The organism is Pseudomonas sp. 10C3, from assembly GCF_036346185.1.
In the GTDB taxonomy this organism is placed as follows: Bacteria; Pseudomonadota; Gammaproteobacteria; order Pseudomonadales; family Pseudomonadaceae; genus Aquipseudomonas.
This window is the reverse complement of the sequence record NZ_JASJVE010000022.1, coordinates 35,317-56,888: the sequence shown is the minus strand read 5'-3', so window position 1 is coordinate 56,888 and position 21,572 is coordinate 35,317. Positions and strand designations below refer to the sequence as shown.

At 58.4% G+C, this 21,572-nt stretch carries 24 protein-coding genes; 10 read left to right on the top strand and 14 right to left on the bottom strand.

Annotated features, from left to right (window positions below):
* Positions 1-2: 2 nt before the first annotated feature.
* From QN399_RS20495 to QN399_RS20475, 5 genes are all read right to left on the bottom strand, one after another.
* Complete coding sequence (locus QN399_RS20495; RefSeq protein WP_322177949.1) at positions 3-1,328, bottom strand: ABC transporter substrate-binding protein; 1,326 nt, start codon at positions 1,326-1,328, stop codon at positions 3-5.
* Between the two features lie 79 nt (positions 1,329-1,407).
* A complete protein-coding gene (locus QN399_RS20490) occupies positions 1,408-2,475 on the bottom strand; it encodes a branched-chain amino acid ABC transporter permease (RefSeq protein ID WP_322177948.1) in 1,068 nt (355 codons plus the stop codon).
* Between the two features lie 11 nt (positions 2,476-2,486).
* A complete protein-coding gene (locus QN399_RS20485) occupies positions 2,487-3,368 on the bottom strand; it encodes a branched-chain amino acid ABC transporter permease (protein WP_322177947.1) in 882 nt (293 codons plus the stop codon).
* 76 nt (positions 3,369-3,444) lie between these two features.
* Positions 3,445-4,236, bottom strand: coding sequence for an ABC transporter ATP-binding protein (locus QN399_RS20480; protein WP_322278400.1), 792 nt, complete (start codon positions 4,234-4,236; stop codon positions 3,445-3,447).
* Between the two features lie 14 nt (positions 4,237-4,250).
* On the bottom strand, positions 4,251-5,417 hold the full coding sequence (locus QN399_RS20475) for an AMP-binding protein (protein ID WP_330201526.1): 1,167 nt from the start codon (positions 5,415-5,417) through the stop codon (positions 4,251-4,253).
* Positions 5,418-5,709: 292 nt separating this feature from the next.
* On the opposite strand from QN399_RS20475, the gene QN399_RS20470 reads away from it, so the two are divergent.
* From QN399_RS20470 to QN399_RS20460, 3 genes are all read left to right on the top strand, one after another.
* A complete protein-coding gene (locus QN399_RS20470) occupies positions 5,710-6,675 on the top strand; it encodes a 2-hydroxyacid dehydrogenase (protein WP_322177944.1) in 966 nt (321 codons plus the stop codon).
* Between the two features lie 39 nt (positions 6,676-6,714).
* Entirely contained in the window at positions 6,715-7,719 is a 1,005-nt protein-coding gene (locus tag QN399_RS20465; RefSeq protein ID WP_219063517.1) for a class I SAM-dependent methyltransferase, read from the top strand.
* Positions 7,720-7,961: 242 nt separating this feature from the next.
* A complete protein-coding gene (locus tag QN399_RS20460) occupies positions 7,962-8,546 on the top strand; it encodes a TMEM165/GDT1 family protein (RefSeq protein WP_322177942.1) in 585 nt (194 codons plus the stop codon).
* 52 nt (positions 8,547-8,598) lie between these two features.
* On the opposite strand, the gene QN399_RS20455 is transcribed toward QN399_RS20460, so the two are convergent.
* The 4 genes from QN399_RS20455 to QN399_RS20440 all read right to left on the bottom strand — a co-directional run bounded on the left by QN399_RS20455 (position 8,599) and on the right by QN399_RS20440 (position 10,698).
* Complete coding sequence (locus QN399_RS20455) at positions 8,599-9,417, bottom strand: M48 family metallopeptidase (RefSeq protein WP_322177941.1); 819 nt, start codon at positions 9,415-9,417, stop codon at positions 8,599-8,601.
* Between the two features lie 131 nt (positions 9,418-9,548).
* Positions 9,549-10,169, bottom strand: a complete 621-nt coding sequence (locus tag QN399_RS20450) for an SOS response-associated peptidase (RefSeq protein ID WP_322177940.1) — start codon at positions 10,167-10,169, stop codon at positions 9,549-9,551.
* Between the two features lie 86 nt (positions 10,170-10,255).
* The gene (locus QN399_RS20445) at positions 10,256-10,516 is read right to left on the bottom strand and encodes a DUF2007 domain-containing protein (RefSeq protein WP_219063552.1); all 261 of its coding nucleotides are present in this window, start codon (positions 10,514-10,516) and stop codon (positions 10,256-10,258) included.
* Complete coding sequence (locus tag QN399_RS20440; protein WP_219063513.1) at positions 10,516-10,698, bottom strand: CPXCG motif-containing cysteine-rich protein; 183 nt, start codon at positions 10,696-10,698, stop codon at positions 10,516-10,518. The genes QN399_RS20445 and QN399_RS20440 overlap by 1 nt, the downstream gene beginning before the upstream one ends.
* Before the next feature lie 120 nt (positions 10,699-10,818).
* On the opposite strand from QN399_RS20440, the gene QN399_RS20435 reads away from it, so the two are divergent.
* Entirely contained in the window at positions 10,819-11,982 is a 1,164-nt protein-coding gene (locus QN399_RS20435; RefSeq protein ID WP_322177939.1) for a 1-acyl-sn-glycerol-3-phosphate acyltransferase, read from the top strand.
* Between the two features lie 168 nt (positions 11,983-12,150).
* The gene (locus QN399_RS20430) at positions 12,151-12,357 is read left to right on the top strand and encodes a hypothetical protein (protein ID WP_322177938.1); all 207 of its coding nucleotides are present in this window, start codon (positions 12,151-12,153) and stop codon (positions 12,355-12,357) included.
* 106 nt (positions 12,358-12,463) lie between these two features.
* Here the strand turns inward: QN399_RS20430 and QN399_RS20425 are convergent, their stop codons facing one another.
* Entirely contained in the window at positions 12,464-13,048 is a 585-nt protein-coding gene (locus QN399_RS20425; RefSeq protein WP_322177937.1) for a YajG family lipoprotein, read from the bottom strand.
* Positions 13,049-13,830: 782 nt separating this feature from the next.
* Between QN399_RS20425 and QN399_RS20420 the strand changes: the two genes are divergently transcribed.
* Positions 13,831-13,971, top strand: a complete 141-nt coding sequence (locus tag QN399_RS20420; protein ID WP_322177936.1) for a hypothetical protein — start codon at positions 13,831-13,833, stop codon at positions 13,969-13,971.
* Positions 13,972-14,023: 52 nt separating this feature from the next.
* Entirely contained in the window at positions 14,024-15,532 is a 1,509-nt protein-coding gene (gene mqo, locus QN399_RS20415; protein ID WP_322177935.1) for a malate dehydrogenase (quinone), read from the top strand.
* Positions 15,533-15,605: 73 nt separating this feature from the next.
* Here mqo and QN399_RS20410 read toward each other — a convergent pair whose 3' ends face one another.
* Complete coding sequence (locus QN399_RS20410) at positions 15,606-15,893, bottom strand: PA4642 family protein (protein ID WP_219063507.1); 288 nt, start codon at positions 15,891-15,893, stop codon at positions 15,606-15,608.
* Between the two features lie 66 nt (positions 15,894-15,959).
* Complete coding sequence (locus tag QN399_RS20405; protein ID WP_322177933.1) at positions 15,960-16,466, bottom strand: hypothetical protein; 507 nt, start codon at positions 16,464-16,466, stop codon at positions 15,960-15,962.
* A 177-nt stretch (positions 16,467-16,643) separates the two neighbouring features.
* Between QN399_RS20405 and dauA the strand changes: the two genes are divergently transcribed.
* Positions 16,644-18,371: a C4-dicarboxylic acid transporter DauA gene (gene dauA / locus QN399_RS20400; RefSeq protein WP_322177932.1), complete on the top strand. Its 1,728-nt coding sequence runs from the start codon at positions 16,644-16,646 to the stop codon at positions 18,369-18,371.
* 37 nt (positions 18,372-18,408) lie between these two features.
* Here the strand turns inward: dauA and QN399_RS20395 are convergent, their stop codons facing one another.
* Positions 18,409-18,882, bottom strand: a complete 474-nt coding sequence (locus tag QN399_RS20395; protein WP_322177931.1) for a WbuC family cupin fold metalloprotein — start codon at positions 18,880-18,882, stop codon at positions 18,409-18,411.
* A 2-nt stretch (positions 18,883-18,884) separates the two neighbouring features.
* The gene (locus QN399_RS20390) at positions 18,885-19,442 is read right to left on the bottom strand and encodes a hypoxanthine-guanine phosphoribosyltransferase (RefSeq protein ID WP_219063503.1); all 558 of its coding nucleotides are present in this window, start codon (positions 19,440-19,442) and stop codon (positions 18,885-18,887) included.
* A 163-nt stretch (positions 19,443-19,605) separates the two neighbouring features.
* Here QN399_RS20390 and upp point away from each other — a divergent pair, with 163 nt between their 5' ends.
* Together upp and QN399_RS20380 are read left to right on the top strand one after the other, a co-directional pair.
* Positions 19,606-20,244: a uracil phosphoribosyltransferase gene (upp, locus tag QN399_RS20385; protein ID WP_219063502.1), complete on the top strand. Its 639-nt coding sequence runs from the start codon at positions 19,606-19,608 to the stop codon at positions 20,242-20,244.
* Entirely contained in the window at positions 20,244-21,521 is a 1,278-nt protein-coding gene (locus tag QN399_RS20380; RefSeq protein ID WP_322177930.1) for a uracil-xanthine permease family protein, read from the top strand. The genes upp and QN399_RS20380 overlap by 1 nt, the downstream gene beginning before the upstream one ends.
* Positions 21,522-21,572 lie beyond the last annotated feature (51 nt).

The following is a 21,572-nucleotide window of genomic DNA, read 5'->3' as shown; positions in this document are numbered from 1 at the left end:
GCTTAAGACTCCTTGCTGCAATCGCGTGGCGCAATGCCTTTTTCTTGCGCGTACTTGTGCGAAGAGGCTTCGATGATCGGCCGCAACAACGCACGGTCGGCCTGCACCCAATCACTGATCAGGTTCCATTTCTGACCGTCCCATTGCTGAAAGCGCACGGCACCGCCGCCCTCATGATCCGAGCAGGACAGTTTCAACGGCTGTACCAGGCCCTCGGCACCCAGCGCCTTGAGTCGTGCTTCGTCGATGTTCAGGTGCTCGAAACCCCAGCGAACCTGTTCACCCGTCAGTGGTTTTTTGCCAAATTTCTCCTGAGCGATCCGCACCGCTTCAACGTTGAGAATGCCGTTTACCACACCGAGGTTGTAGTACACCGTGCCAAACCGTTTTGGATCTTCCAGGTTGCCCTTACCCGCATCCAGTACTGACTTCTTGATGCCTTGCAGCACAGGAAAGTCGGTGCCTGAAGGGTGAGTGGTGATGGAAATAAAGCCTTTGGCTGCAGCGCCTGCCGGGGCGGCATCCTCTTCAGAGTTACTCCAGATGTTGCCGATGATGTGGTCTGCCGGGTAACCGACCTTCTGTGCGGTTTTCAATGCGACCGGGTTCATCACCCCCCAGCCACGCAGGATCACCCAGTCAGGCTTGGCCCGACGAATGTTCAGCCACTGTGACTGCTGCTCGTTGCCTGGGTGCGGGACTTCAGCCAGGGTCAGCTCGAAGCCATATTTATCGGCCAGGGTCTGCAACACCTCATTGGTTTCCTTACCGTACGGCGAGCCATGGTAGAGGGTGACAATCTTCTTGCCCTTGAGTTTGTCCAGCCCGCCGGCTTGCTGGCCGATGTAGTTGATGATGGCTGACACTTCTGAATAGGGGTTCAGTTGCAGCGGAAATACGTAGGGGAAGACACTGCCGTCAGTGGAGTCGGTCCGGCCGTGGTTGATGGTAATCAACGGCAACTTGTCTGCGGTCGAGCGCTCCAGCGTCGCATAGGCGATCCCCACCGACAGTGGGTTGGTGGCAGCAGCAGGCGCGCCGTTAAGTCCTTTTTTCAGACGCTCGTAGCACTCAACGCCCTTCTCTACCACGTACTCGGTCTCGCACTCGCTCCAGGTCAGCTTGACCCCGTTCACGCCACCGTTGGCATTGACGTACTGCATGTAGTCGATAAACCCACCAAAAAAGCCGGTACCGCCGGCTGCGTAGGGACCAACCCGATAGCTCTGCAGGGGGAAGTACTGCTCGTTGTCGGCATGCGCAGTCAAGGCTGTAGCGGTCAGGCTCAGCGCCAAAGCGAGGCTTCTGACAAAGGTGCGTTTTAGCATCGGAATTATCCTTATCGAATCAGGGCGATCAGTGTTTAAAGGGTTGGAATGGACGAGCGTCCGGTCACGCGGGGTTCACTCAGTAGCGCAGCGGCCAGAGCCGTGCGCGCTCGCGAAATCGTTGCCAGAGGCGCGCCAGGCCCTCGGGTTCTTTGATCAGAAAGACGATAATCAATGCGCCAAAAATCATTTTCTGAGCATTTTCCAGCTGCCCGGAATCGATCAGGCCTACCGGGAGCAAGCTGACAAGGTTGGAGAGCAGCACCGGGAACAAGACGATAAAAGCAGCACCCAGCAGGTTTCCGAGAATGCTGCCCAGTCCGCCGATAATGATGATGAACAAAATCTGGAACGACCGGTTCAGATCAAAGCCGTGGGGCTCGACCGTTCCCAGGTACGTAAACGCCCACAGCGAACCGGCGATGCCGAGGAAAAACCCGCTGATGGCAAAGGCCAGCAATTTGCTCTTGAGGATGGGAATACCGATCACTGCTGCGGCAGTGTCCATGTCCCGCACCGCCATCCAGTTGCGCCCCAGCTCACTGCGCGCCAGGTTTTTACCCAGCCAGAACATCGCGACCACGATGCCCAGAGTCAGCAGATAACGGCCGACCGGCGTACTGAAATCGATACCCAGGAGGTTCAGCGGCGGCGCAGTGATGACCCCGGACGCGTTGTTATTGGAGAGCCAATCGAACTTGGTCAGCACCCATTCCACAAAAAACTGTGCGGCCAGGGTCGACACCAGCAGGTAAAAACCTTTGATCCGCAAACTGGGCAATCCAAACACGACCGCGACCAGTGCGGCGGCTACACCGCCCAGCGCGATGCTGACCAGCAGCGGCAGACCCGATACGCGCAGTTCAAAATTGTAAGTGGCGAACGCACCGACGGCCATGAAGGCCGCTGACCCCAGCGACAATTGGCCGGCATAGCCCGTCAACAGGTTGAGACCCAGTCCGGCCAGGGACAGCACCAGAAATGGAATGAGAATGGCACTGAACCAATAGTCGTTGCCGATGAAGGGCACACCGATAAACGCAAAGGCCAATAGCAGGACCAGCCCATAACGGTCCTGCCTGAGACGAAACACACGACGGTCCGCCGCATAGGTCGTGCTGAACTGGCCGGCTTCTTTATAGAACATATGTGTTCTCCTTAAACCCGCTCGATGGCACGTTCGCCAAACAGTCCGGCTGGGCGCACCAGCAAGAACAGCAAGGCCAGCACATAGGGAAACCAGTTCTCGAGACCACCCCCGATAACGGGGCCCAGATACACTTCTGCCAACTTCTCCGACGCACCAATGATCAGGCCGCCGATGATCGCGCCGCTGATGGAGGAAAAGCCGCCGATGATCAACACCGGCAACGCTTTGAGAACGATCAGGGAGAGCGAGAACTGGACCCCCAGGCGCGCGCCCCACAGCAGTCCGGCAACCAGCCCGACAAAACCGGCCACCGACCAGACCAATGCCCAGATACGTGGCAGCTTCACCCCTACCGCCAGGGCTGCCAGCGGATCGTCAGCGACTGCACGCAGCGATAAACCGACTCGCGTTTTGTTGAACATGACCGAGAGCACCACCACCAAAAGGGCGGCGGTAGCGGAGGCGAAAAGATCGAACTGCGAGAGGAGCATGCCTTTGATTTCCAGAGGCTCGTCGCTGATGCCCAGCTCCAGGCCATGCACTTGAGAGCCCCAGAGCGACTGGGCGAAACCCTCAATGACGTAAGACAGGCCTAGCGTGGCCATGAACAGAATGATCGGCGGTCGATTGACCAAAGGCCGTAACACGATCCGCTCGACCAACAGCGCCAGCACCACCATCACCGCCAGGCAGATAACAAACGCCAGCCAAAACGGAATGCCGCGCTCGACCAGGCTGACAAACGTCAGCGCAGCAAACAGCACCATGGCTCCCTGGGCGAAATTGAATACGCCCGAGGCTTTGTAGATCAGGACGAAACCAATGGCCACCAGCGAGTACATCACCCCTGCCAGCAGCCCCCCGATCAGTACTTCGAAGAAAAATTCCATGCTCAATCACCTGTTGTTCGGTGCATACGTTGCCCTGCTCCCCGGGTCATTCGAGGGGCCGACTCTTGCCTGGATGTCAGTGTCGAGTGCCGAGATACGCGGCGATTACCTTGGGGTCACGGCGTACCACCTCAGGGGTGCCATCGCCGATCTTGCTGCCGTAGTCGAGCACCACCACATGGTCCGAGATGCCCATCACGACGCCGATATCGTGCTCAATCAGAACCACGGTGGTGCCAAACTCCCGGTTGATGTCGACGATGAAGCGGCTCATTTCCTGCTTTTCTTCGGCGTTCATCCCGGCCATAGGCTCGTCCAACAGCAGGAGCGTGGGTTCAGCGGCCAATGCACGACCCAGCTCGACACGCTTTTGCAAGCCGTAAGGCAACTTGCCAACGATCGCGTCACGCCAGGCGTGTATCCGCAGAAACTCGATCACTTGCTCGGCGGCTTCACGCTGGCGGTCGTCTTCAGCCGCAGCACGCCCTAAGCGCAGTGCTTGTTCCACCCAAGTGCTGCGGCGTTTGAGATTGCGACCGCTCAGCACGTTGTCGAGAACACTCATCCCCTTGAACAGCGCAATGTTCTGAAATGTCCGGGCAATGCCTCGTTGCGCGGCGGCGTGCGGGTGCATGCGGCGGTGAACTTCACCGTTGAAACTGATTCGCCCCTCCTGTGCCTGATAAACACCATTGATGACATTGAGCAGCGAACTCTTGCCGGCACCATTGGGGCCGATCAAGGCACAGATTTCACCGGGGGCGACGGCGAAGCTGATATCGGTGATGGCTTTAACACCCTTGAACGACAGGGAAATATGTTCCAGTTCCAGCAAAGGCCGCGGTACTGCGCGAGTAGCCTGAGACATCGTCGTGCTCCTGATCAGGCCAATTGCGGGCCGTGATTAATCCATCCATCGACCCGCTCTGCTGACGCTCGGGGCCGGGGTTGCCATTGACCCGGGTCTGGCCAGCCCTGGATGTTGATACCCAGCAATGCAAAGAATGCTTTGGTGTTTTCCGGTAACGCGTCACCCACCAGCAGCGCGGCGTGCGTACGGCTAAAGCCGAGGACATCGCGCAACGGTCTGCGGATCAACCAATCGCCCAGCACTCGGCGGACAACACCCGGCCTGCTGGCCAGCGCCCACTCGACCAGATGCCGCTGCCAACTGCCCACGGGCGGCAACCGGGTCAAGACCAGCGCATGCAGGCGACCATAAGTTTCGCGGGTGCCCGCCACCAGGGTCGGCCCCAGTTCGCGACGGTCGTTATCCCGAGTGGCCAAGCTCTCCGGAAAATTCAAACGGAAACCTGCAATCAGCCAGGGGGCCAGTAGATAGCGTGCTTGCCCACCCACGGCGAACGCCCTGGCGGCCAATGCTTCCTCATGAATACCCAACTGCTGAACATCAACCAGATGCCGCCCCTCATTCAACAGTTCGGCATGGCTGATCCGCTGCTGCTCAAGCGTGCCGCCCTCAGCGCGTCGATAAAATGCAAAAGCCGTGTGCTGAGAATGCCCTCGAGTCGGTAACTCCAGATTGGGCACTTGCCCCACCAGACTTGCGTAGGCGACCCACCTGCCCTGTCCATCGGCGTTGCCTGTGACCGTGCGGCCGTCGGCATAGAACACCAATTGCGGGGCCAGGTGCGCGGCGTCCACCCGCTGAAGTTCTTCCAGCCCTTCGGCAAAGATAAAGTCGGGTTGCAGTTGCTCCAGCAACGCTGTTTGATCGGATGCGGCATCCAGTGGGTCGAGCAGCGCGGCCACTCCACCGAGCCACTGAGCAGCCAACGTCGCCAGCAAGGCTTCGGGCCGTGGCCGGCTTAGCAGTGTCAGCGTTGCACCCGAGGTAAAACCGCGCAGGTGCAAAGCCGTGGCAAGACTGAGCACCTGTGTGGCGACCTGAGACCAACTGCGCACTTGCCACACACCCAAATGTTTATGGCGCAAAGCGATACCTGCCGGTTGTTGCCCTGCTTGCAACAACAGCCACTCTGGAAGCGTGGTGGGAACCGTCTCCCTATTTTCCATGAACTCAGACATTGCCTTTCCCCGCCCACGTGCCGACTCAGCACCCTCCACAGCGATAGAGCAGCAACCGTGCCAAAGACAAATATCAATTGAAAACAATGAGTTATAAGTATTTAGAAATATCCAGCTGTGCTTCTCACTGCACAAGCTGTTGCGAGACTGTTTGCAGCCGAACAGTTGCGTGTCCCGCCGAATACGGACACCTCACCCAGACGGTCGCGTCAGATACCAGAAATTGATACCTTTCCAGTGCCTCCAGCCATTTCGGGCTGGACCTTATATTTTCGATAAGGCGCCTCATCCCATGAGCAATCATCACAAAGCAGTTTTCCTCGACCATACGTCTCTGGACCTGGGTGATCTTGACCTCAGCGAGCTGCGTGAACACTTCGGCGATTTGCAGTTGCACACCACCAGCACACCGCAACAGGTGATCGAACGTCTGCAAGGCGCGCAGGTGGCGATTACCAACAAAATCATGATCGATGCCGGCACGTTCGCCGCGTGTCCCGATTTGAAGCTGGTGCTGATTTCCGCCACGGGCACCAACAATGTCGACCTGATTGCAGCCCGTAAACATGGAGTTGTAGTCAGCAACTGCCAGGGATATGGAACTGCCTCCGTGGCGCAGCACACACTGATGCTGCTGCTCGCGCTGGCGACCCGCCTGCCGGACTATCAAAACGCGGTGCAGCATGGGGGCTGGCAGCACGCAAAACAGTTCTGCCTGCTGGATTTCCCTATCGTCGAGCTGGAAGGCAAAACCCTCGGCATGCTGGGTTATGGCGAACTAGGCGGCGCAGTCGCGAAGCTGGCCGAAGCCTTTGGCATGCGTGTACTGTTGGGGCAGATACCCGGCCGCCCCGAACGCGATGACCGTGTGCCGTTGCAGGAGCTGCTGCCGCAAGTCGACGCATTGACCCTGCACTGCCCGCTCAACGAACACACCCGTAACATGATCGGCGCCTATGAACTCGGCCTGCTCAAACCCCACGCATTCGTGATCAACACCGCACGCGGTGGCCTGATTGACGAACAAGCGCTCGCCGACGCCTTGCGCAATGGCCATCTGGGTGGTGCAGCGACGGATGTACTGACCGTCGAACCGCCGGTGAACGGCAATCCGCTGTTGGCTGGCGACATTCCGCGCTTGATCGTCACCCCGCACAACGCCTGGGGAAGTCGTGAAGCCCGGCAACGGATCGTCGGCCAACTCAGCGAAAACGCTCAGGCATTTTTCGCCGGCACACCTCGACGGGTCGTGAGCTGACAAGCTCTGTTAGACTTCGCCACTTTTCAGGAGCCAAAGATGGACCCGCGCAGTGAAGTGTTACTCCGTCAGGCCGAATTGTTTCAGGGCTCCGTGCTCCTGGCCGGGCTGCCTGCAGACGATCTGCTCGGGAAATTGCCGAATGCCCATGGCTGGTGCTGGCATGCTGGCGATCAAGCGGTGCTGGACGCGCGTTTCGAAGGCCGCTGCCACTTTGGGGTCAATGTGCCAGAGCAGGCGTTTGAAACCGCTGTGCTGTTTGTGCCCAAAGCCCGCGACCTGACTGATTATGTATTGAACGCCCTCGCATCGCGCCTGGCTGGACGCGAGCTGTACCTGGTCGGCGAAAAACGCAGCGGCATCGAAGCAGCGGCCAAACAATTGAGCCCCTTCGGCAAACCCCGCAAAGTCGACAGCGCCCGGCACTGCCAGCTTTGGCTGGTGACTGTCGAGAACGCACCGCAAGCGGTGACCCTGGAAAGCATGGCCCAACGCTATGAAGTCGATCTGGAAGACGGCCCGCTCACAGTGGTCAGTCTGCCCGGCGTCTTCAGCCATGGTCGACTGGATCGCGGTTCGGCACTGCTCCTGCAGCATCTGGATAAACTGCCCAGTGGCGAGGTGCTCGACTTCGGGTGTGGCGCCGGGGTGTTGGGGGCTGCGGTCAAGCGTCGCTACCCGCATAACAATGTCACGCTACTGGATGTCGATGCCTTTGCCACCGCCAGCAGCCGCCTGACTCTGGCCGCCAATGGCCTGGAGGGTGAAGTGTTGACCGGTGACGGCATCGACGCTGCGCCCATGGGTTTGAGCACTATTTTGAGTAATCCTCCGTTCCACGTCGGGGTGCATACCGACTACCTGGCAACCGAGAACTTGCTGCGAAAAGCACGCCAGCATCTAAAAAATGGAGGCGAACTCCGCTTGGTCGCCAATGCCTTCCTTCGCTATCAGCCTCTGATCGAAGAGCATCTGGGCGTGTGTGCGGTGAAGGCACAAGGGCAAGGCTTTCGTGTCTATCGCGCCAAACGCGAAAAAAAATAAGCACTTGCCGAACGCTGTCGGTGTAGGCAGAATCCGCTCCGTCCTAGGGGAGTAGTCTCCCACGAGCGCCATGCTCGTCCGGCACGTATCAACATACTTGGTCAACAGACCATGGTGCGTGCGACCCAGATCCGCTCAGTCGGATCGGTGGTTTGACAAGACCTATGACACGAACACCTTACCCGGGGCGGGAAGGCTGTACGTGTCATAGCCGTGTCGACCCGCCCCTTAGGAAAAACCTGATGCTGGAATCCCTGCTCGTCCCCACCGCTGTTGTCGCCTTGGCCGAAATCGGTGACAAGACCCAACTCCTCGCCCTGATTCTCGCTGCGCGCTTTCGCAAGCCTTGGCCGATCATCGCCGGCATCATCGTCGCCACCCTGGCCAACCACGCCGCAGCAGGCGCCGTCGGGGCCTGGTTCGGGAGTTTCTTCTCGAACGCCACCCTGCACTGGATTCTGGCCGCCAGCTTCACCGCCACCGCGCTGTGGACCCTGGTACCCGACAAAATGGATGAAGACGAAGGCAGCACAGCGCGCAAGTTCGGGCCGTTCGTGACCACTCTGATCACGTTTTTCATCGCTGAAATCGGCGACAAGACCCAAATCGCCACCGTGATGCTCGCCGCCCAGTATTCCTACCTGTGGCTGGTGATTCTCGGCACCACACTGGGCATGCTGATCGCCAACGTCCCAGTGGTACTGGCAGGCAACTTCGCGGCTGAAAAGCTCCCCCTCACGTTGATCCGTCGCTTGGCAGCCTGCGCGTTTTTTGTCCTGGCCATCGTTGCGGTGTACAAGGCAATGCAGGTGAGTGGCTGGGTTTAAACGACATCTTCAAGATCAGAGGGGCAGGATCGTCACTGACGATCCTATCCACTCAGGGTTTTTTAGCCTGTTGATAAAGTGGCATTACCTTCGGGATGGCGCTTTGCAGTGATGCGATGCGGCTTTCCGAGGCGGGGTGAGTGCTCATGAATTCCGGCGGTGAACCTCCGGTGTTCTGGGTCATTTTCTGCCACAGGCTGATGGCGGCATTGGGGTTATAACCAGCGCGCGCCGCCAGCTCCAGCCCAATCAAATCCGCTTCATTTTCATTGCTGCGGCTATTAGGCAAGGTCAGGCTGTAATTCACCACCGTATCGGCCAATGCAAGACTGTCCTGACTCAATCCCAATAACGCGCCCGCGCCCTGCTTGGCCATCTCAATGCCATAGGCCTTGGACATCGCTTCACGCCCATGCTCGCGCAAGGCGTGAGCAATTTCATGCCCCATGACCGCAGCGATTTCATCGTCAGTCAGCTGCAGCTTGTCGATCAACCCGGTGTAGAAAATGATTTTGCCACCGGGCCCGCAGTTGGCATTGAGCTCATCGCTTTTGATCAGATTGATTTCCCACTGCCACTGCGCCGAATCAGGGCGAAAAATCGGCGCCTGGGCAATCAGCCGATCAGCAATCGCTTTCACCCGTTTTGCGTCGGCACTGGTTTTATCCAGCACACCTTTGGTGCTGGCCTCGCCTACCGTCTGTTGATAAGACTGCGCATACATCTGATTGACCTCTTGGGTCGACAGCATGCTGAACATGTACTGCTTGCGCTCGACTCCCACCGCACCGCCGCTGGTGGTATTGACGGACTGGCAACCGCTGAGCAACAAGCTCGCGCTCAAGGCACACAGAGCAAATGACTGACGCATGGTGGATCTCCCTGGAAACATGGCCGGTATCCTAGGCAATGTCCCGCCGCGAAGCTAGATACAAGCCAGTTGCCACACTTGTAGATAGCGTCCGCAGATGATCGCAGGCTTGCCTGCGAAGCGTCTTCAGTTCAAAGCGGTGTCAGGCATTCCGGCGCGTTCAGTTTTGGATCGTTCACCAGGTTAGCCAGTGCTCGTTCACGCAGCGCCGTCTGGGGGCTGGCGAGCAATGCTTGCAGGGTAGACGTTGGTGTATCCGCAGCCAGCCAGGCTTCCTGCCCGGCCGCATCAAGGATCAGCGGGCGCCGCTGACTGGCTGCCGCCTGTGTGACGACGGCGACACTCAGGTACGTGTGGCCTTCTACCGGGTAAGCCTCCCAAATCGCAGCAAAAAACAGCGCAGAGCCCTCCCCCGGCGTCAGCCAGAACGGCCGCTTGCGCGTGGTGCCACGCCATTCGTAGAAACCATTGGCCGGCAACAGACAGCGGCGCAGCCGGAAAGCTTCGCGAAACATCGGTTGTTCGCCCAGGGTTTCGGCGCGGGCGTGAGCAGGCGTTCGGGAAAGGTCGGTCAACCATGGCGGTGTCAGCCCCCAACGTGCACGTGCCAGTTCGCGCTGAGTGTCCCCGCCGCGCAGCATCAGCACCGAGTCGCCCGGCGAGATGTTCCATTGCGCCTTTTGGTCAGCAGGAAAACCAGGCAAGGCCGCAAATGCGGGCGTCCAGCGAAACAGGGCATAACGTCCACACATAAGGGCAACACACTCTCTTTTTTGAAAAACCCTTTTTCAGACGCAGGCTTTAAAAGCCGGCGGTTGAAAGCAGGGCCAAACGCACGTCAACACTCCAGTACGTCAGGAAAATTGTCAGGTTCATCACCCGACAGCGGCAGTGCCGCATTGTACTCGGCGATCAACAGCCGTGCCTGTTCGGCCTGATCATTGTCCACCGACAGCCCTAACAGACCAAAAACCGGGAGCTCGCCCACGCCGCCAAGCAAGTCACGCCCCGTCAAATGCGCTTCGACGCCTTCACTGGCAAGCATGCCTTGCAGCAATTCGCCTTCCATCAAGTTTTCCGGCTCGTAGACTCTTTGCATCATTCATTCTCGCTGCGCACGTCCAGGGTCCATTCTTCGCCGTCCGTCTGCAAATCGAACACAATCGGTCGGCAACACACCGGGCAATCCTCGATATAGGACTGATCACCGCCAGATAAATCCAGCACGGCCTCAACCGACTCTCCACAGTAAGGGCAGTCATAACGCTCTATTTCCTGCATCGAAGTCTCCGGGGTGAGTTATGCGTATAATCGCCGTCTATTTGAAGCATGGCTTGTGGTCTGATCGCATTTTTCAGACCGGCCTGCCTTTACCCTAGCCGTTTCCAACAAGAGAGCATGATGGGCGAATTCGATGCCATCCGACCTTACAACGACGCCGAAGTCCCAGCCGTCATTGCACGCCTGCTCAGTGATAAGGCACTTCTTAAAACACTCACCCACTTTCGCTTCCCTCGCATGGCGGGCGCATTTGGCTGGATGCTGAAGCCTCTCATTGCGCATCGGCTACGTCGCGAGTTCGCCGAGGTCCATTCGGTGGCCTCGCTGCAGGACAAAGTCGAGGTTTACGTCGATCACACCATCGAGCGGGCTACCGACGGTGTGACCTACACAGGTGTCGAGCAGTTCAAGTCCGGCAGCGCCTATCTGTTCCTGGCCAACCACCGCGACATCGCAATGGACCCGGCCTTCGTCAACTATGCGGTGTATCACGCGGGCCTGCCAACGCCGCGCATCGCCATCGGTGACAACCTGCTGCAGAAGCCCTTCGTCAGCGACCTGATGCGCCTGAACAAGTGCTTCATCGTGCACCGTTCCATCACCGGGCGCAGGGAAAAGATGGCGGCGTACCTGCAACTGTCGGCCTATATCAATCATTCGATCCGCGATGACTGCCAATCGATCTGGATCGCCCAGGCTGAAGGTCGCGCCAAGGATGGCGACGATCGCACCGAATCGGCCATCCTCAAGATGTTCCACATGAGCCGCAAGGACGAGCCGTTCACCGAGGTGATCAAGTCGTTGAACCTGACGCCGGTGTCGATCAGCTACGAATATGACCCATGCGATCACGCCAAGGCCCGCGAGCTGTATATCCGCGCCACTACCGGCAGCTACACCAAAGCGCCGGGCGAGGATGATGTCAGCATCGCGCTGGGCATCACGGGCTATAAAGGCCGGGTGCATGTGAACTTCGCCACACCGATCAGCGGGGTATTCGAAGACACCAAGCAGTTGGCGATTGAAATGGACAAGCAGATCCTCGGCGGTTATCGCCTGTTTCCGGCACATTACCTAGCGTACGCGCAATGGGCGGATGCCGATCCGACGCTGGATGTACCCAGTGCCGCCAAGGTGTTTTCCGCTGACGAACTGGCCCGCGCCAAGGAAGAGTGGCAACGCCGTCTGGAGAGCTGCCCTGTCGAACACCGTCCGTATCTGGTGTTGCAATACGCAATGCCTGTGCGCAATCAGTATCGGGTCAAGGCCGGACGGGCGCTTTAAACTCCCGAATCATAAAAATGGCGCCTCTTCGGGCGCCATTTTTTTTGCCATTTTTCCAGGATACAGGGACGGATGACGATCCATCTGCCCGCTCATTTTGCCCCGGTCACCTAACCGTAACCTTAACCCGCCACTGTGTTGCACCTCGACACCTAAAGAGACCTTGTCATGCTGCATGCACAGAATCAGGATCGGCTATATCTGATTACCCAGAGCGACGAACAGGAAGCGCTGATCGATGCGCTGTCATTCAATGTGCAAGACCGCCACTGGCTGGTTTACTGCGCGCTGGGGGGCCATCAGCACCATGACCTGCCTGATCTGGATCAGCGGACGGGCTTGAGCTTTCTGGATTTCTATCACGAAGCCGCATGACCGGTTACAGAAGATGGGTGTCCGCCAGTCAGACCAAAAAAAACCGATTTCTCATTAAAGAAATCGGTTTTTTTGTGCACGGCGTGAATGCGGCGAACAGACCGTATTACTCGCCCAGCACCCTGCCGATGGTTTGATCCTGAAACAGCCGTGTCAGCGCATCGCTGAGCACATCACCGACAAGCTTGGTATTGGTTTCCTGGTTCGGCGCCATGCCGAAACGCTGGTCCAGCGAAGCGGCATACCGACCACTGTAGCTACGGCCGTTGTTTTGCACGTCAGCACGGAACGTCGAGCTGATGGTCGCTTCGGTCACGTACAGACCTTCTTTGGGCGATTGGTACTTCAGATCCACCAAAGTCACCGTCAACTGCGGTGCGTTGCCGCCGTTGGACGTCGGGGTAAAGCCCAGCAAACGTACAGCGGCTTCGGTCTGAGCTTGCAGTTTAGGCAGCAAGTCAGAACCCTGGACGCTGATGGCGCTGGTTTCCGGGTAAAGACCACCACGGGTTCCCAAGGTTGGCGATGGGCGACCATCGACGACGCGAACCACGACCGGCTGACCATGACCCACCGCAGCGAGTTGGCTGGTGAGTTTGGGTTGCGGGCTAAGTTGTTGCGGGCTGTGGGCACAGCCGACCAGGGTCAAACTGCCAACAGCAAGCAAACCGAACAACAGGCGATGCAACATGCTCATCTCTCCAGGGGCCAGACACAATAGATAGCCGCAGTATAGCGGCGCCAACGGCCCGCTCACTAGTCGAAAATAGGACCCGGGATGACAGGGTACAGTTCCTTGTGACATACCTTCGCCACGAAAGTGTTACCGAGATGTCACGTCCTTTGGGCAATCTTTCCCGGCTCACTCGACAGGAGCCTCGCCAGCCTGCGTATCAGCCCGCACGCTGCACACTCCGGTAACCGCCATCTCCTTGCGAACCGACTGACGCGCTAATAAAAGTCAGTTAATAAGATCAATTCCGCACGTTTCATCGCTATAATCTTCCCCCGATTATAAGGACGTCTCCTGATCGGGCCTCGCAGCATCGCTAATACCCTGTATTAGCTCCCCCGCACCGCCCACAGAGAGCCGCCCACACAGGTCGTTTGCAAGCGCAGTGCTTGCTGGTCCGGTGTCGAATAGCTCGAATCGCTTCGAACCTTTCTCGCCGTCCAGCCTCTCACCCTTGCCTGCATCCGATCTGCCGGAACTGCCATTGCGTCAGTTCTTTTTTGAGGTTCACGTCTCCAAAAGAGCGTGAAAAAAACGGGTTTTCACTACTTCACAAGAGTGTGGCGAGCAAATGAATAGTTTTGCGTTTGTAGATGCACCATTAATGTCTGACCCAGCCCCCTTGAACAGGACTGACTGCTGCGCAGCCTCCATGACTGGAGTCTGAAGCCTGTCCGCTACGGATTTGGTTGCACAACCGGACGCCTTGACGATAGTCGAATTGCTAACCGAGCCTGAAAATGAGTTCATACGAATTCAAAGCCCGATTGGCGGTGTCCGCTGAAGATGCAAAAAATTGCGAAGAATCGGACATGGCGATCCTGGCCATGAGTTACCAGGGGCATTTTCGGATACACGCCCCGCAAACACTTGGCAGCTGACCTCAGGATCGTATGCCGTCAATTTGGTTCTGCAGATTTTGGAGACGCGTTAATGGCGCATAACGAAGCAGTCGATGTGGTATTGGTTGGGGCAGGCATCATGAGTGCCACCCTTGCAGTACTGCTTAAAGAGCTCGACCCCAGCCTTACGCTGGAAGTCGTTGAGCTGATGGATTCTGGTGCCGCGGAGAGTTCAAACCCGTGGAACAACGCCGGTACCGGCCACGCAGGGCTATGTGAGCTGAACTACACGCCGCAAGCGGCCGATGGCTCCGTCGACATCAAGAAAGCGGTGCACATCAACACCCAGTTCGAGGTATCGAAGGAATTCTGGTCCTACTTGGCCAAGAAAGGCACATTCGGCTCCTCGAAGTCCTTTATCACCCCGGTTCCGCACCTGAGCTACGTCCAGGGTGAAGCAGGCGTCGCGTTCCTGAAGCACCGCTTTGAAGCCATGCACAAGCATCATGCTTTCACTGCCATGGAATACACCGAAGACAAGGCCAAACTGGCCGAGTGGATGCCTTTGATGATGCCGGGGCGCCCTGCTGACGAGCGGATCGCCGCCACCCGCGTGATGCAAGGCACCGACGTCAACTTCGGCGCCTTGACCAATCAGTTGCTCAAGCACCTGTCCAGCACCCCGGACGCCCAGGTTAAATACTGCAAGCGCGTTACCGGTCTGAGCCGCAAGGGTCAGGGCTGGAGCGTAAGCATCAAGGACGTCAACACCGGCAATACCCGCGAAGTCGATGCCAAATTCGTGTTCCTTGGCGCAGGTGGCGCGGCGCTGCCGTTGCTGCAGATGTCAGGCATCGAAGAAAGCAAAGGTTTCGGTGGTTTCCCGGTCAGTGGTCAATGGCTGCGTTGCGACAACCCGGAAGTGGTCAAGCGCCACCAGGCCAAGGTCTACAGCCAGGCCGCCGTGGGTTCACCGCCGATGTCGGTGCCGCACCTCGACACCCGTGTCGTCGATGGCAAGACCTCTCTGCTGTTCGGGCCATACGCCGGCTTCACCACCAAGTTCCTCAAGCACGGCTCGTTCCTTGACCTGCCACTGTCGGTTCGCGCCGCCAACATCGGTCCGATGCTGGCCGTGGCGCGCGACAACATGGACCTGACCAAATACCTGGTCAGCGAAGTGATGCAGTCGATGGAGCAACGTCTTGCAGCGCTGCGTCGCTTCTACCCTGAAGCCAAGGCTGAAGACTGGCGCCTGGAAGTAGCTGGTCAGCGCGTGCAGATCATCAAGAAAGACCCGAAAAAAGGCGGCGTCCTGCAATTTGGTACCGAACTGGTTTCGGCCAAAGACGGTTCTCTGGCTGCCCTGCTCGGCGCCTCCCCAGGTGCCTCGGTAACTGTGTCGATCATGCTCGATTTGATCGAACGCTGTTTCGCGGACAAGGCTCGCAACGAATGGGCCGCCAAGCTCAACGAAATTTTCCCGGCTCGGGAAAAGGCTCTGGAAACCGACGCGCAGCTGTATCAGCGCATCAACGCCCAGACCAATGAAAGCCTGGAGTTGGTAGAGAAGAGCAGCGAGACCAAAAGCTTCGCTTAAGGTAACGCGCTGTCTCCACCGCCCATAAAAAAACGCCCTTCGGGGCGTTTTTTTATGGCCTGACGTGTCCGTCTCAGCCGCGAGCTTTTTCGATCAACTCGATGTATTCATCGGCATGACGCTGGTCTGCAATAAGCGCGATGAAATCCTTGCCGTGCTCATCTTTGCCATCGAGGTCGTAACCGGCTTCGAGGAAGAACACCAGGAAACGTTCGAAATCATTGATCCGCAGGCCTCGGTACGCCTTGATCAGCTTGTGCAGCGACGGTGAAGTTGCATCGACCGGTTCGAAGTCGAGGAACAATTTGATCTGCGCATCGCCGATCTCATCACCAATCAACTGCTTCTTATCTTTACGCATTGCTGACTCCAACTGACTTGCGGATATTTCACGGGCAGGCAGTTTACCTCTCGCCCACCGTAACGCTCAACGCGCGCGTACGGCCATGGTGTGCAGATCGGCCCATACATGCCCATTGGCGTAGCTCAAAAACTGGCAATACACCTTCTCGTTGCGCAACAGATCGAGCACTGCCCGGTACTCAGCCATTGGGTAATACAGAGTCAAGGTACGGGTATGGTCATCGAAGGCAGGCTTCTTCAGGCTTTTACTTTCACCGTCGAAGTGAATCAGCACCTCGGACACGGTGGCGCCTTTGTTCATTGGCTTGCCCTTCAAACGCAGTAACACTGGAAAGGTCACCGGTATCGGCTGCTGATTGGACTGGCGCTGACTGCCAATTACCACCGAGTATTCAGTGATTTGCAGCAATTGTTGCTGTTCCGGATTACCCTCGCGCACCGCCAGATCATCAGGCGGCAAATAGTACGCGTGCATGGGTGTGGAGATGCCAGGGCTCTGGCTCGGCGCGGCAGCCAGCGGCAGGCTGAGCGAAAGCATCAAGGCTGCTGCACTACGGATTACTAAGGTCATGTTGACTCCCCAAAAAGCTGGAGAGCACTCTAGCATGAGGCTCGGTGATACGGATCAAGGCGCACTGCCCGTACCGAGCCCATACTTGAATGGGGTCTGACTGAAACCATTAGTGGCTGTACGAATAAATATAATGAATCAACCGAGCGGACCGATGCGCTCACTGCTGGAGTTGCCATGTCTTTCTCATTGCCGCCCGTTTTTTCTGCCTGGCGCCAAACCTGGCGTGCCGGATACTCATGGATAGCCTTGCGCGGCGACCTCAGCGCCGGCCTGACGGTAGGGGTTATCGCCATTCCTCTGGCGATGGCCTTGGCCATTGCCGTGGGCGTCGCCCCCCAATATGGGCTGTATACCGTGCTGGTGGCCGCCCCGTTGATCGCCTTGACGGGCGGCTCGCGGTTCAACGTCAGCGGACCGACCGCAGCCTTCGTGGTGATTTTGCTGCCCATCACCCAGCAGTACGGACTCGGCGGCCTGTTGCTGTGCACAATGCTTGCCGGACTGATCCTGATCACGCTTGGCCTGATCCGCGCAGGTCGGCTGATTCAATACATCCCCTACCCAGTCACCCTAGGTTTTACCGCCGGGATCGGGATTGTGATCGCAACCTTGCAGCTCAAAGACTTACTCGGTCTGACCCTCAGCAGCCAGCCGCAGCACTATGTCGAGCAAGTAGGCGTGCTACTCCAGTCGCTGCCCAGCGCTCACTTAGGCGATGCGGTGGTAGGCGCGGTGTGCCTGGCAGTCCTGATCGTCTGGCCACGCTGGGTGCCGAAAGTCCCGGGGCACCTGGTTGCACTGGCGGTAGGCGCGCTGCTGGGATTGCTCATGGAGGCAGCGGGCTGGTCAGTCGCAACCCTTGGTGAACGCTTCAGCTATAGCGTCGATGGCATCAGTCATGCCGGCATTCCGCCGTTCCTGCCGACCTTCACCTGGCCGTGGAACCTGCCCGCCGCCGATGGGCAATCGCTGACCCTGTCCTATGATTTGATCCGCCAACTGATGGCCCCGGCGTTTGCCATCGCGATGCTTGGCGCGATGGAGTCACTGCTATGCGCGGTGGTCGCCGATGGTATGACAGGCAGTAAACACGACCCCAATGCCGAGCTGATCGGCCAAGGCCTGGGCAATCTGGTTGGCCCGTTGTTCGGCGGGATCACCGCCACGGCGGCCATCGCCCGCAGTGCGGCCAGCATCCGCGCCGGTGCGTTTTCACCCATAGCGGCGATCATTCACAGCGCCGTGGTGCTGGTCGCGATTGTCCTGTTGGCGCCGCTGTTCAGCTACCTGCCCATGGCGGCAATGGCCGCGTTGCTGGTGATGGTGGCCTGGAACATGGCCGAAGCCCGTCACGTCATCCATACCCTGCGCATAGCGCCACGTAGCGATGTATGGGTACTGCTGACCTGCTTGAGCCTGACGGTGCTGTTCGACATGGTGCTGGCGGTCGGGGTCGGGCTGCTCATGGCGGCTGGGCTGTTTATCAAGCGCATGAGCGATCTGACCGACACTGCGGAACTGCCGCGCAGCTACCACCAAGCGTTGCACGACATGCCCGACCAGGTGCAGAGCTACGCGATTCGCGGGCCGTTGTTCTTCGGCGCGGCGGAAAAAGCCCTCAGCGTGCTGCGTAAGTTCAGCTCGGGGGTCAAGGTCGTGGTAGTGGAAATGAGCGCGGTGCCCATGCTCGATATGACTGCACTGGCAGCGCTGGACAGCGTGTTGGTTGAATACCGCAGTGCAGGGGTCGGCCTGATCCTGGTCGGGACCACGCCGAGGGTGCGCTTGAAATTACGCCGGGCCGGCGTGCATCGGCTTGAAGGGCAACTGGCTTACGTACGCGACCTGCAACAAGCGCGAGTAAAAGCGTTGCGCTGGCTGGGTCAGGATGACGTGCGATAGATCATGTGTGTGTGTGTGTGTATCAGACACGCTGCCGCTACTCGAACTGCGCACGCATCCAGGCGTGATACTCGGCCACCCCCGCCTCGCCTTCGCGCGGAGCCCACTGTGCAAGCTCGGCTTCGCTGACCGGACGATAGGGACCGGCTTTGCATTCAAACATCAGGGTGTCCGGCGCCAGCACGACCAAACCGTGAAAAACGCCCGGAGGCAAATCCACACCCACGCAATCGCCGCCCGCCTGCATCAGCCGTTTGCTCAGCAATTGGCCGTCCTCATCGAACACCAACAGGCCCAGCGCACCCTTGAGCACCAACAAACATTCAGCCTTGTCGGCACTCAGATGGCGATGTGGCGGAATGTAAGTACCTGGCTGCATCCCCACCGCCATGCGGTGACACGGCTCTTCCATCTGATGGAAATTGTGGTGCTGCCGGCCACGCGGACTCGCCGCCGCTTTCTCGGCGAGATCGGCAAACAGCGACTGGTCGAGAAAACGCGGAGCGCTCATCATTACATTCCTTTAACCGCATAGATGCCAGCCGCGTTACGCCAGTAACCTTTGTAATCCATGCCGTAACCGAAGATGTAGCGGTCGATGCACGGCAGACCGACGAAATCGGCTTTCAGGTCAGCGCGCGCCTTGCGGTCGTGATCCTTGTCGATCAACACGGCGGTATGCACAGCGCGCGCACCGGCGTGCTTGCAGAAATCCACGATCGCGCCGAGGGTATGACCTTCGTCGAGGATGTCATCAATGATCAACACATCGCGGTCCATGAACGAGACTTCCGGCTTGGCTTTCCAGAAAAGGTCGCCGCCGGTGGTTTCGTTGCGATAGCGGGTGGCATGCAGGTAAGACGCTTCCAGCGGGAAGTTCAGATGGGTCAACAGCTTGCCAGAAAAAATCAGGCCGCCGTTCATCACGCAGAACACCACGGGATTGCTGTCGGCCAGCTGGGCATTGATCTGCGCACCGACACGAGCGATGGCGACTTCGACTTCAGCTTCTGTGTAAAGGCAGTCAGCCTCGCGCATGATTTGACGGATATGCTCGAGATCAGCAGACATAGCGCTCTCCAAGGGGTGCGGTGGAATAAAAGCGGGCAAAGGTACGCATCCGTTTCGGTCAGAGCAAGCACTTCTGGACTAACGTTCCGGATGTCTTAGGACAGTCACCGTTGAATAGATTAATCTAGGCCGTTTTTTTTGCCCCACGCCGGAGCCTTTCCTTATGCCTATCCGTGAGATCCGCCATCCGCTGATCCGCCACAAACTCGGCCTTATGCGCCGGGCTGACATTAGCACGAAGAACTTCCGCGAGCTTGCTCAGGAAGTCGGTGCGCTACTCACCTACGAGGCGACCAAAGACCTGCCGCTGGAAAACTACGAAATCCAGGGGTGGGCCGGCACTGTGCAGGTCGAGAAAATCGCTGGCAAAAAAATCACGGTGGTACCGATCCTGCGCGCCGGCATCGGCATGCTCGACGGGGTACTCAGCCTGATTCCGGGCGCCAAGGTCAGCGCCGTGGGCCTGGCCCGCAACGAAGAGACTCTGCAAGCGCATACCTATCTGGAAAAGCTGGTCCCGGAAATCAACGAGCGTCTGGCGATGATCATCGACCCGATGCTGGCCACCGGCAGCTCCATGATCGCCGCCATCGACCTGCTGAAAAAAGCGGGCTGCAAGGAAATCCGCGCCATGGTCCTGGTTGCCGCACCAGAGGGCATCGCTGCCGTGGATAAAGCGCACCCTGACGTGATGATCTACACCGCGTCCATCGATCAATGCCTGAACGAACACGGCTACATCATTCCGGGCCTGGGCGATGCCGGCGACAAGATATTCGGTACCAAGCAGAAGGACGCCTGATGAAGCCGGATGAGTTCAACGATCCGCTCTGGCGTACGGTTCTGTCGGGGGCACAAATGCTGTTTGTGGCCTTCGGTGCATTGGTCTTGATGCCACTGATCACCGGGCTCGATCCTAACGTGGCATTGTTCACCGCCGGGCTTGGCACACTGCTGTTCCAGATCGTCACCCGACGTCAGGTGCCCGTATTCCTGGCATCGAGCTTCGCCTTTATCACCCCGATCATTCTCGCCAAGGGTCAGTTCGGCCTGGCGGCGACCATGGGCGGCGTGATGGCGGCGGGCTTCGTTTACACCTTCCTGGGCCTGGCAGTGAAGGTCAAAGGCACCGGTTTTATCGACCGCCTGTTGCCGCCGGTGGTGATCGGTCCGGTGATCATCTCGATTGGTCTGGCCATGGCGCCGATTGCCGCGAACATGGCCATGGGCAAAGGCGGTGACGGCGCGGAACTGATCCCTTATCGCACCGCGATGTTGATCTCGATGCCAGCCCTGCTGACCACCGTGATCGTCGCGGTGTTCGGCAAAGGGATTTTCCGTCTGGTGCCGATTATTTCCGGGGTCCTGGTCGGCTTTGCTCTGGCGTTCTACTTCGGTGTGGTCGATACCGCGAAAATTGCCGCAGCCCCTTGGTTGGCACTTCCCCATTTCACCGCACCGGAATTCAACTGGCAGGCGATTCTGTTCATCGTTCCGGTCGCACTGGCACCGGCCATCGAGCATATCGGCGGAGTGATTGCGGTCGGCAGCGTGACCGGGCGCGACTACCTGAAAACGCCAGGCCTGCATCGCACCCTGCTCGGTGATGGTATTGCGACCACGGCGGCCGGCCTGTTTGGCGGACCACCGAACACCACCTACGCCGAAGTCACGGGCGCGGTGATGCTGACCAAGAACTACAACCCGAAGATCATGACTTGGGCGGCGATATTCGCCATCAGCCTGGCCTTCATCGGCAAGTTCGGTGCGTTGCTACAAAGCATCCCGATTCCGGTGATGGGCGGGATTCTCTGCCTGCTGTTCGGCTCAATCGCGGCGGTGGGGATGAACACCCTGATCCGGCACAAAGTCGACCTGGCCGAAGCGCGCAATCTGGTGATTGTCTCGGTGACGCTGGTGTTTGGTATCGGCGGGGTATTGATTGGTACAGGCTCTGGCCCCGACGACTTCGGCCTCAAGGGCATTGCCCTGTGTGCCGTGGTCGCGATTGCGCTGAACCTGTTGCTGCCAGGCAATGACAGCTGGAAGCACAAGAAGAAGCTGGAGGAGATGCTTTAGTTTTTCGCTTCGTTCCCACAAGGGCTGTGCCAGGCACAGCCCTTGTTCCTG

Coding starts and splice junctions, on each gene's coding strand:
- QN399_RS20495 (WP_322177949.1), bottom strand. CDS start 1,328: ATGCTAAAACGCACCTTTGTCAGAAGCCTCGCTTTGGCGCTGAGCCTG.
- QN399_RS20490 (WP_322177948.1), bottom strand. CDS start 2,475: ATGTTCTATAAAGAAGCCGGCCAGTTCAGCACGACCTATGCGGCGGAC.
- QN399_RS20485 (WP_322177947.1), bottom strand. CDS start 3,368: ATGGAATTTTTCTTCGAAGTACTGATCGGGGGGCTGCTGGCAGGGGTG.
- QN399_RS20480 (WP_322278400.1), bottom strand. CDS start 4,236: ATGTCTCAGGCTACTCGCGCAGTACCGCGGCCTTTGCTGGAACTGGAA.
- QN399_RS20475 (WP_330201526.1), bottom strand. CDS start 5,417: ATGTCTGAGTTCATGGAAAATAGGGAGACGGTTCCCACCACGCTTCCA.
- QN399_RS20470 (WP_322177944.1), top strand. CDS start 5,710: ATGAGCAATCATCACAAAGCAGTTTTCCTCGACCATACGTCTCTGGAC.
- QN399_RS20465 (WP_219063517.1), top strand. CDS start 6,715: ATGGACCCGCGCAGTGAAGTGTTACTCCGTCAGGCCGAATTGTTTCAG.
- QN399_RS20460 (WP_322177942.1), top strand. CDS start 7,962: ATGCTGGAATCCCTGCTCGTCCCCACCGCTGTTGTCGCCTTGGCCGAA.
- QN399_RS20455 (WP_322177941.1), bottom strand. CDS start 9,417: ATGCGTCAGTCATTTGCTCTGTGTGCCTTGAGCGCGAGCTTGTTGCTC.
- QN399_RS20450 (WP_322177940.1), bottom strand. CDS start 10,169: ATGTGTGGACGTTATGCCCTGTTTCGCTGGACGCCCGCATTTGCGGCC.
- QN399_RS20445 (WP_219063552.1), bottom strand. CDS start 10,516: ATGCAAAGAGTCTACGAGCCGGAAAACTTGATGGAAGGCGAATTGCTG.
- QN399_RS20440 (WP_219063513.1), bottom strand. CDS start 10,698: ATGCAGGAAATAGAGCGTTATGACTGCCCTTACTGTGGAGAGTCGGTT.
- QN399_RS20435 (WP_322177939.1), top strand. CDS start 10,819: ATGGGCGAATTCGATGCCATCCGACCTTACAACGACGCCGAAGTCCCA.
- QN399_RS20430 (WP_322177938.1), top strand. CDS start 12,151: ATGCTGCATGCACAGAATCAGGATCGGCTATATCTGATTACCCAGAGC.
- QN399_RS20425 (WP_322177937.1), bottom strand. CDS start 13,048: ATGTTGCATCGCCTGTTGTTCGGTTTGCTTGCTGTTGGCAGTTTGACC.
- QN399_RS20420 (WP_322177936.1), top strand. CDS start 13,831: ATGAGTTCATACGAATTCAAAGCCCGATTGGCGGTGTCCGCTGAAGAT.
- mqo (WP_322177935.1), top strand. CDS start 14,024: ATGGCGCATAACGAAGCAGTCGATGTGGTATTGGTTGGGGCAGGCATC.
- QN399_RS20410 (WP_219063507.1), bottom strand. CDS start 15,893: ATGCGTAAAGATAAGAAGCAGTTGATTGGTGATGAGATCGGCGATGCG.
- QN399_RS20405 (WP_322177933.1), bottom strand. CDS start 16,466: ATGACCTTAGTAATCCGTAGTGCAGCAGCCTTGATGCTTTCGCTCAGC.
- dauA (WP_322177932.1), top strand. CDS start 16,644: ATGTCTTTCTCATTGCCGCCCGTTTTTTCTGCCTGGCGCCAAACCTGG.
- QN399_RS20395 (WP_322177931.1), bottom strand. CDS start 18,882: ATGAGCGCTCCGCGTTTTCTCGACCAGTCGCTGTTTGCCGATCTCGCC.
- QN399_RS20390 (WP_219063503.1), bottom strand. CDS start 19,442: ATGTCTGCTGATCTCGAGCATATCCGTCAAATCATGCGCGAGGCTGAC.
- upp (WP_219063502.1), top strand. CDS start 19,606: ATGCCTATCCGTGAGATCCGCCATCCGCTGATCCGCCACAAACTCGGC.
- QN399_RS20380 (WP_322177930.1), top strand. CDS start 20,244: ATGAAGCCGGATGAGTTCAACGATCCGCTCTGGCGTACGGTTCTGTCG.